The 9,082-nt window shown below is 62.3% G+C and carries 6 protein-coding genes; 1 reads left to right on the top strand and 5 read right to left on the bottom strand.

Annotated features, from left to right (window positions below):
* Positions 1 to 86 precede the first annotated feature (86 nt).
* Positions 87 to 2,945 (top strand): glycosyl hydrolase, encoded by a 2,859-nt coding sequence (locus VFO93_RS13075; RefSeq protein WP_325134822.1) that lies wholly within the window; start codon positions 87 to 89, stop codon positions 2,943 to 2,945.
* Between the two features lie 354 nt (positions 2,946 to 3,299).
* On the opposite strand, the gene VFO93_RS13070 is transcribed toward VFO93_RS13075, so the two are convergent.
* From VFO93_RS13070 to VFO93_RS13050, 5 genes are all read right to left on the bottom strand, one after another.
* On the bottom strand, positions 3,300 to 3,869 hold the full coding sequence (locus tag VFO93_RS13070) for a LutC/YkgG family protein (RefSeq protein ID WP_325134821.1): 570 nt from the start codon (positions 3,867 to 3,869) through the stop codon (positions 3,300 to 3,302).
* Positions 3,866 to 5,251 carry a lactate utilization protein B gene (locus VFO93_RS13065; RefSeq protein ID WP_325134820.1) on the bottom strand — a complete coding sequence of 462 codons (1,386 nt, stop codon included), beginning with the start codon at positions 5,249 to 5,251 and terminating at the stop codon, positions 3,866 to 3,868. The genes VFO93_RS13070 and VFO93_RS13065 overlap by 4 nt, the downstream gene beginning before the upstream one ends.
* Before the next feature lie 81 nt (positions 5,252 to 5,332).
* Positions 5,333 to 6,073 carry a (Fe-S)-binding protein gene (locus VFO93_RS13060; protein WP_325134819.1) on the bottom strand — a complete coding sequence of 247 codons (741 nt, stop codon included), beginning with the start codon at positions 6,071 to 6,073 and terminating at the stop codon, positions 5,333 to 5,335.
* Between the two features lie 110 nt (positions 6,074 to 6,183).
* Positions 6,184 to 7,518, bottom strand: a complete 1,335-nt coding sequence (locus VFO93_RS13055) for an FGGY-family carbohydrate kinase (RefSeq protein ID WP_325134818.1) — start codon at positions 7,516 to 7,518, stop codon at positions 6,184 to 6,186.
* Between the two features lie 163 nt (positions 7,519 to 7,681).
* Complete coding sequence (locus VFO93_RS13050; protein ID WP_325134817.1) at positions 7,682 to 8,962, bottom strand: TIM barrel protein; 1,281 nt, start codon at positions 8,960 to 8,962, stop codon at positions 7,682 to 7,684.
* Between the last annotated feature and the right edge of the window lie 120 nt (positions 8,963 to 9,082).

Raw genomic sequence — 9,082 nt, 5'->3', positions numbered from 1 at the left:
GAACGTTGGCAAGCGCGGCTGCTGCGCTCGCTCGCAAGCTAAAGCTTACGCTACACTCCGCGCCGTTCCCCGCTTTACTATAAATCATGAAAAACCCCCTCGCTCTTTCCATCCTTTTCGCCGCCGTGCTCGCCCAAAATGCCGTTGCGCAAGCGCCCGCCTGGCCCGCCATCACCCAGCAAAATCGCCCCTGGACGCGCTGGTGGTGGGAGGGCAGCGCCGTAAACCAGCAAGACCTCACGCGCCTGCTCACGCAGTACCAGCAAGCGGGCCTGGGTGGCGTCGAAATAACGGCTATCTACGGCGTGAAAGGCGCGGAAAGCCAGTTTATTGACTTCATCTCGCCGAAGTGGCTCGACATGCTCGGCCACACGCTGGCCGAAAGCAAAAAGCTCGGCACCGGCGTCGATGTGGCGCAGGCCTCCGGCTGGCCCTTTGGCGGGCCGTGGGTGACGCCCGCCGACGCCTGCAAGTACGTGGCCTACCAAACGTACAGCGTGAAAGGCGGCGAGCAGCTAGCTGAGAAAGTGAGCTTTATGCAGAAGCCGATTTCCACGGCCATCGGCCGCAAGGTGGATATCAAGCAGCTCAAAGACCCCGTGGCCACCAACCCCAACCTGCAAGCGTTGGCCCTGGAGCAGGTGCGCTTCGAGAAATTACTGCCGCTGCAAGCCCTCATGGCGTACCCCGAGAAAGGCCCGGCCATCGACCTCACCAGCAAGGTCGATGCCAGCGGCAAGCTGACCTGGAAGGCCCCGGCCGGCGCGGCCTGGACGCTCTACGCCGTCTTCCAGGGCTGGCACGGCAAACAGGTGGAGCGCGCCGGACCCGGCGGCGAGGGCGACGTGGTGGACCACTTCTCCAAAACCGCCACCCAGCACTACTTGCAGCGCTTCGACGAACGATTTAAAGGGGGCGATATCAAGGGCATCCGGGCGTTTTTTAACGACTCGTACGAGGTGGACGACGCGCAGGGCGAAGCCAACTGGACGCCGCTCATGTTCAGCGAGTTTCTGGCGCGGCGCAAGTACGATTTGCGCCAGCATTTGCCCGCGCTGTTTGGCAAAGCCAGCGCCGATGAAAACCAGCGCGTGCTGGTCGATTACCGCGAGACCATCTCGGAGCTGCTACTCGAAAACTACACCCAAACTTGGGCCACCTGGGCGCACGGCTACGGCGTCAAAATCCGCAACCAGGCCCACGGCTCACCGGCCAATATCCTGGATTTATACGCCGCCACCGACATCCCTGAGACGGAGGGCGAAAACCTGACGCGTATCAAATTCGCCTCGTCGGCCGCGCACGTCACGGGCAAGCCGCTGACCTCGGCCGAAACCGCGACCTGGGAAAACGACCACTTTCTTTCGAAGCTCAGCGACGTGAAAAAGGCCGTGGACCGGATGCTGCTCGGCGGCGTCAACCACGTGTTTTACCACGGCACGGCCTATTCGCCGCAGGCGGCGGCCTGGCCCGGCTGGCTGTTTTACGCCGCCGTGGAGTTCAATCCGCAAAACCCATTCTGGCAGGATTTCGGCCAACTGAACAAATACGCGGCCCGCTGCCAGAGCTTCCTGCAAGCCGGCCAGCCCGCCAACGACGTGCTGCTCTACCTGCCGCAGTACGACGCCTACCAGCGCCCCGGCAATAAGGCGCTCTTGCAGCACTTCGATGGTATCGAGCACGGCTTCAAGGGGATGCCAGTCGATGATACTAGCGAGCTGCTACTGAAGCAGGGCTTCGGCTATGATTTTATTTCGGATAAGCAGGTGCAGCAGGTGCAGGTGCAGGCCAGCGGCAGCGGCCTGCGCACCAGCGGCGGCGCGCAGTACCGCACCATTCTGGTGCCCGCCGCCCGCACCATGCCCCTCGAAACCTGGCAGCACCTCGTAGCGCTGGCGCAGGCCGGGGCCACGGTGGTAGTGCAGGACGCCCTGCCCACCGACGTGCCCGGCCTCGGCGACCTGCCGCGCCGCCAGGTGGCCTTCAAAAAGCTGGTGGGTCAGCTGCAATTCAAGCCCACCGCTGGCGGCCAGCGGGCCACCGTGGGCAAAGGCGCTTTTCTGGTAGGAGCCGATGTGCCGCAGCTGCTAGCCCAGGCCGGCGTGCAGCGCGAAACACTGGTAGATAGTGGCTTGCAATGCGAGCGCCGCCGCATGGCAAGCGGCCACACGTACTTTCTGGCCAACTGGAGCGATAAGCCCATAAACGCCTGGGTGCCGCTGGCTACCCCCGCCAAAGCCGCCAACCTCTACGACCCCATGACCGAGCAGTTAGGCGTGGCCGCCGTGCGCCAGTCGGCTAAGGGCCAGCCTGAAGTGTACGTGCAATTGGCCCCCGGCGGCTCGTGCCTCATCGATACCAAAGCCGCTGCAAGTGGCCCTGCATATGCCTATTACAGTCCTGCCGGGGCGGCGCAGCCGGTGGCCGGGCCGTGGGAAGTGCGCTTCGTGTCGGGCGGGCCGACTATGCCCGCGCCGCTGAAAACCACCCAGCTTGAGTCGTGGACCAAGCTGGCCGGTGAGGCCGGGCAAAAGTTTGCCGGTACGGCCACGTACAGCACCACCTTTGCCCAGCCTGGCGGCTCGGCCACGGGCTACCTGCTCGACCTGGGCCGCGTGGCCCAGAGCGCCCGCGTGCAGCTCAATGGGCAGGAGATAGGCGTGCTGCTCGGGCCAACCTACCAGCTGTACGTGCCTAAAAGTCAGCTGCAAAGCGTGAATATGCTGACGCTCAGCGTGAGCAATACCATGGCCAACCGCATCATCGACATGGACCGCACCGGCCAGGAGTGGAAGAAATTCTACAACGTGAACATGGCCGCCAAGCTTAAGGAAAACCGGGGTGACGATGGCCTCTTCACTGCCGCCAAGTGGTTGCCGCTCGAATCGGGCTTGCTAGGGCCGGTAACGTTGACGCCGGTGCAAGCAGGCGGCCTGCCTAAGTAGCGGCTTAGGGCCGCGCATTTTTTTGCGATAAGCAGGTGAGTGCGGGTAAGTGTTTAATCACTTGCTGCGCAATTTTGGGCTGTTGCCAGTTGGCGACCTAGTACGCCGCAATAGGCTGGGCGTGTTAATCAATTGCTTTGTTCCGGCTTAGGCCGGTTGATATAGCTCAGGTAGTTGAGCAAAAGAACTGAAAAGTGGATAAACCCGAAGAAGCCGCTCCCAATGGGAGCGGCCTCTTTTTTGTGTACCGTAAGCTTTAGCTTGCGAGCGAGTGCCAGCGAGCAACGGCGTTTGCGAACGTTGGCAGGCGCGGATGCTCGCTACGCTCGCCGCAAGCTAAAGCTTACGGTACACTCAGTATACCAGCACTACCAAACTCCGCGCCCCGTGCGCGCCAATTACCAACGACTGCTCAATATCAGCCGTTTTCGACGGCCCGGCGATGAACATGCCGTAGCCGCCCGGCCCGTCGGGCAACTGCGCGTAGGTCTGGTGCATGGTAGCTACCAGGCGGCGGTGGTCGAGCACTAGCGCTAGGTGCTGGGTCACGGTGGGGAGGGCGCGGTGCAGCATGTTGGCTTCGGGCAGCCACACGGCCCCATTTTCGGCCACGCCGATTTCGACGGGTAGCACGGCCAGGTCTACGTCGGCCAGCACGTTGGTGGGCGTGCTAGCGTCGATGGCCAGCGTGGGCGGGAAGAGGGGCGAGGCAATGAGCTTGGCGGCAGGCCACAACTCATGCACTTTGGCTTCCAGGTTGGCCAGCGAATCGAGCCGCGCTACCTCGCCGCCGATGCTCGCCAGCACCGTGCTGAAGCGTTCGAGCGCGGCGTCGCCGCCGAAGTCGGGCACGGTGGGCAGGGCGGTTTCGTCGGGCTTGTTGGCGCGGGTGGCGGCCAGGATGCGTTCGCGGGAGGTGCTCATGCGTTGGAGTCGGGTTGGTTTTGGGCAAACCACTCGCGGAAGCTTTGCTTGGGCGGCTCGGGTAGCTCCCGGGCGATGGCCCAGGCGTTCACGGTTTTGTTGTGGGTGAGGCCATAGGGGAGCAGGCGTAGAGCGCGGCGGCCCAGCGAGCCGCTGGCTTTGAAGGCGGCCGGACTGGCCAGCAGTCGGCCCATAAACTTGAGGCCTAGCTTTTTGGCCGTGGGCAGGTGGTTAGCCTCCGACACAATCTGCCGCCACTTGTAGAGCTGCGTGTGAATGTCGATTTTGACCGGGCACACGTCGGTGCACGAGCCGCAGAGCGTGCTGGCGAAGGGCAGCGTGCTATGCTTTTTGAGGTCGATGTTGGGCGAGAGGATGGAGCCAATCGGCCCCGGCACCGTGAAATCGTAGCTATGGCCGCCGCTGCGCCGGTACACCGGGCAGGTATTCATGCACGCCCCGCACCGGATGCACTTGAGCGACGCCCGAAAATCGGGCCGCCCGAGCTGCTGCGTGCGCCCATTATCGACGATAATAATGTGCATCTCGCGGCCCGGCAGGGGCTTGGTGTAGTGCGAGGTATAGGTTGTAACGGGCTGGCCCGTCGCACTGCGCGCCAGCAACCGCGTGAATACGCCGAGGTCGCTGAGGCGCGGAATCAGCTTCTCGATACCCATGCTGGCTACGTGCACCGGGGCCAGGCTCGCGCCGAGGTCGGCGTTGCCCTCGTTGGTGCAGACTACTACCGAGCCGGTTTCGGCAATGGCAAAATTGACGCCCGTGAGCGCCACTTCGCCGGCCAGAAACTTGGCGCGCAGGTGCTGCCGGGCCGCCTCCGTGAGCTGCTGCGGGTCGGTGAGGCCCTTGGCAGTGCCGAGGTGCTCATGAAAGGTATTGCCCACGTCCTCCTTCTTCAAGTGAATAGCGGGCAGCACGATATGGCTCGGCGGCTCGTCGCGCATCTGGATGATGCGCTCGCCTAGGTCGGTGTCAATCACCTCAATGCCCGCTTGTATCAGAAACGGGTTGAGGTGGCATTCTTCAGTCAGCATCGACTTGCTTTTGACCACCCGCGTGGCCCCGCGCGCCCGGATAATGTCGAGCACAATCTGGTTGTGCTCCTCGGCATCGGCCGCCCAGTGCACCCGCACGCCGTTGGCCAGCGCGGCGGCCTCAAACTTTTCGAGGTAGTAGTCGAGCCGGCTGAGCGTGTGGTTTTTAATCTGCGACGCCAGCTCGCGCAACTCCTGAAACTCGGGTACGGCGTACACCGCCTTGTCGCGTTTCTGGCGCACAAACCACAGCGTTTCGTCGTGCCAGCTGGTGCGCTCGTGGTCGAGTACGAACGCCTCGGCACGGCTGGAATGGGTGAGGTAGGACATGATTGTGGGTTGCTGGGTGGGGTTTCAGGCGTTCATTCCGTCATGCTGAGCGGAGCGCAGCATGACACGATTAAGAACAAATCAAACAACCATCCCATTTAAAATCTCCGCCGCGTGCATCACTTTCATCGGTAGTTTCTGCCGGCGCACGATGCCTTGCAGGTGCATGAGGCACGACATATCGCCGCCCGTCAGCACTTGAGTGCCGTTGCGGAGGTGGTCCTGCACGCGGTCGTGGCCCATGCGGCCTGAGATGGCGGCCTCGCTCACGCAAAAGGTGCCGCCGAAGCCGCAGCATTCGTCGTTGCGGTTGAGCTCGGTGAGCTCGATGCCGTCGAGGCTGGCGAGCAGGCGGCGCAGGTGGCCGTCGCGCACGGGCGTGATTTCCGATTCGTTGGCCTGGTGCAGGCCGCGCTGGCCGTGGCAGCTTAGGTGCAGGCCCACTTTGTGCGGGAAGGCGCCAGGCAATTCTTTGATTTCCAGCACCTGCGTGATGAAGTCGATGAGGTCAATGGTAGTAGCGCGCACGTGCTGCACTGCGGGCGTTTGCTCCAGCTTGTCGAAGTGCTTCTGCACGTGGTACACGCAGCTGCCCGAGGGTACGATGGTGTAGTCGTAGCTCTGGAACGTGTCCACGAAGTGCCAGTAGATGGGCAGCGCCTCGCGCTCGCAGCCGCTGTTGGCCAGCGGCTGGCCGCAGCAGGTTTGGGCGGGCGGGAAGGCGGCGGTTACGCCTAGTTTTTGTAATAGCTGAAACGTGGCAATGCCGACCTGCGGGTAAAACTGGTCGACGTAGCACGGTACGAATAGGGCGACTTTCATAGGGGCAATAATTGTCCTTGCGAGCGCAGCGAAGCAATCGCATCAGAGCAGAACCTGAATGGCGCGGCTGAACAGGTGCGATTGCTTCGCTGCGCTCGCAAGGACAAGAGTTAACTAAACAACAACTGCGTTTTTTTCCACGCCTCGCCCTGCTCCAGATGCACGAGCGCGCCCATAGCCGTGGCTTGCGGCACCTCCAGCGTGCGGATTTCGGCTTGCGGGAAATTCCAGCTCAGCGTTTGCATGAACACCGGGTTGCGGGCAAAACCACCATCGACGTAGATGATTTTTTCGCCCTGCCACACCAGCTTCATCGAAGCCAGCAGGATGTTGACCAGCCCGTGGATGAGGTGCTGGTAGGCATCGTTGGCGGTGCGGAAACCGGTGATGTCCCACTCGCCCTCGCCCGCGTCGGGCAGGGGGCCGCCGCCGGCCAGGCAGGCGGGTACGAAGGAAGCCGAAGCGTCGTCGTAGGGCCGGGCCAGCACGATGGAGCGGTAAAAATCGGGCTTCACGTGGAAATGCTGCGCGATGCGCTCGACCTGGTAATCGTGCTCGCGGCCCAGGAAAGCGCGGGCCGCCCGCATGGGCTGGCCGCGCGGCGTGAGAAAGCTCACCACATCGCGCCGCAGCAGCTCGGGCGTGAGCGGCTGGCTGTTGAAGGGGTTGATAGTCACCCACCAGGTGCCCGTGCTCACGAGCATAAATGGCTCATCGACCTCAAGCAAATACGGCATTACGGCCGCCGAACTGTCGTGCAAACCCACGCCCACCATGATGCCATCAACCACCGAGGCGATGGAATCTTTGGTGAGCGGCGCGAGCTTTTCCTCGATGCCCGCGCGCTGCACCCAATCGTGGTATTGGCCGCGCTCAAAGTCCCAGAGCGCCGTGTGGCAGCCCACGCTGGTGAAGTCGCTAAACTTCTCGCCCGTCAGCAGATACGACAGGTATTGCGGCAGGTGCAGCGAGGTGTGAATTTTGGCAAACTGCTCGGGCTTGGCGTGCTTGAGCCAGTAGAGTTGCAGGCCCGAATTGAGCATGCCGAGCTGCGGCGAGCAGGTAGTAGCCGAGAAGTCTTCCGGCGACTCGTCCAGCTCGGCGTAGAACCGAGCGGCGATGTCTTCGGGAATGGGCTTCAGGTAGTTGTAAAGCGGCAGTACCGGCTCGCCATCGGCCCCGAGGTGTACGAAGCTCGCGCCGTAGGCCGTGAAATTCACGCCCTTCACGGTATAGTGCGGGTGGTGGCGCAGGGCGCGCCAGTGGTCTTGCATCCACTGCGTGAGGCGGGGCAGGTGGTCGCAGGGGAAGCCGTCGTCGTCGAGCACGTCGGTGCAGACGTGCAGCATCTCGTCAATAATCTGCCGCTCCTCATCAAAGAGAATCAACTTCTTATTGGTCTTGCCGATATCGAAGACGGCGTAAACGGGTTTCTTGGTTGCCATAGGGTAGTTGTCGGTTTCTAGTTTCCAACTGTCATGCTGAGCGGAGCGTAGCGGAGTCGAAGCATCTCTTTAGCAGAGTAACTTCTTGCGTTAGCAATGAAGCGATAGAGATGCTTCGACTCCGCTGCGCTGCGCTCAGCATGACGGTTGAAAAACCAAACCACTAAAGGCCAGTAGACAAGCTGAATTTGCCGCGCTGCCCGATGAGCTGCTGGCGCACGCCGGCCGTGCGGTAGGCGCGCACGGGGTGCAGCGCGCCGCCGGCCTGGCGGTAGGCCTCGGCCACGAGCGGGCGCACATCGGTGAGGAAGGCGTCGCGCAGGATTTCCTCGGCGCGGACTACGTCGTTGGTTTCCTGGGCGGCTTGCAGGGCGGGGCGGTCCACGAGCAGGGCTTTGGCGTAGGCCCCCAGGATGTTATCTACCGATTGCAGCAGGTCTTCGAGCGGGTCTTTGGTGTTGTGGCTGGCGTCAATCATGTAGGCCACGCTGGCGGCGGCCAGGCTGGCGTCTTGGTTGGCGTCTACTAGCTCGTTGAAAATCAGGAAGAGCTGGAAGGGCTTGGCGCTGCCGGTCGTCAGGTCGTCGTCGCCGTAGCCCGAGCCGTTAAAGTGAAAGCCGCCGAGGCGGCCGAGCTGCCGCAGGCGGCCCACAATCTGCTCGATGTTGGTATTGGGCAGGTGGTGGCCCAGGTCCACAAGTACCTGCGCCTGCTGGCCCAGACTCTGGCAGAGCGTGTAGGAAGTGCCCCAGTCCGGTATCACCATCGAGTAAAAGTTAGGCTCGTAGGGCTTGTACTCGATGAGCATCGTCCAGTCGGAAGGCAGGGCTTCGTAGATGGCCGCCAGGCTTTCCTGGGTGCGCAGGTAGGCGCTGCGCAAGTGGCTCTGGCCGGGGAAGTTGGAGCCGTCGGCGAGCCATACGGTATGCACTTTGGCCCCCAGGTTGGTGCCGTAGCGAATGCAGTCGATGTTGTGCTGAATGGCCTGCTCGCGCACGGCGCGGTCGGTGGCGCTCAGCGAGCCGAATTTGTAGGTTTGTGCCTGCTCTTTCTGGTCCTGGAAGGTGTTCGAGTTCATCGAATCAATCGACAAGCCCTGCGCTTTCAGCAGTTGGTGCAGGCCGGCGATGTCCTGCGGAATATCCCAGGGAATGTGCAGCGAGATGGAGTTTGACGAGCCGTTGAGCTGGTTCAGCAGGCCCACGTCGGTGATTTTCTCTTCCAGCGAGCGGGGCTCGCCGCCGGCCGGGAAGCGCCCGAAGCGCGTGCCGCCCGTGCCCAGCGCCCAGCTCGGGATAGCTACCTGAAACTCCACGAGCTGCAAAATAACCTGGTGAGCATCTTGCCCGCGGCGCGCCAGCAGGTCGGTGAGGTAGTCGAATTGCAGGGTGTGCTCGGCCAGCAGCGGCTGGTTCAGGTCGTGGATTTGGTCTTCGGAGAGCATGGGCGAAGGGTGGGGAAAAAGCCGGGTTTAGGGAGTAGCAAATTACTCTTTACGGCGCGCCTAAACTGTTCTGAACTCTCCTGCAAGCGAGGAAATAGTGAGCGTGTCTGTTATTGCGAG

Source organism: Hymenobacter sp. (genome assembly GCF_035709525.1).
In the GTDB taxonomy this organism is placed as follows: Bacteria; Bacteroidota; Bacteroidia; order Cytophagales; family Hymenobacteraceae; genus Hymenobacter.
This window is presented reverse-complemented; position numbering and strand designations above follow the sequence as displayed.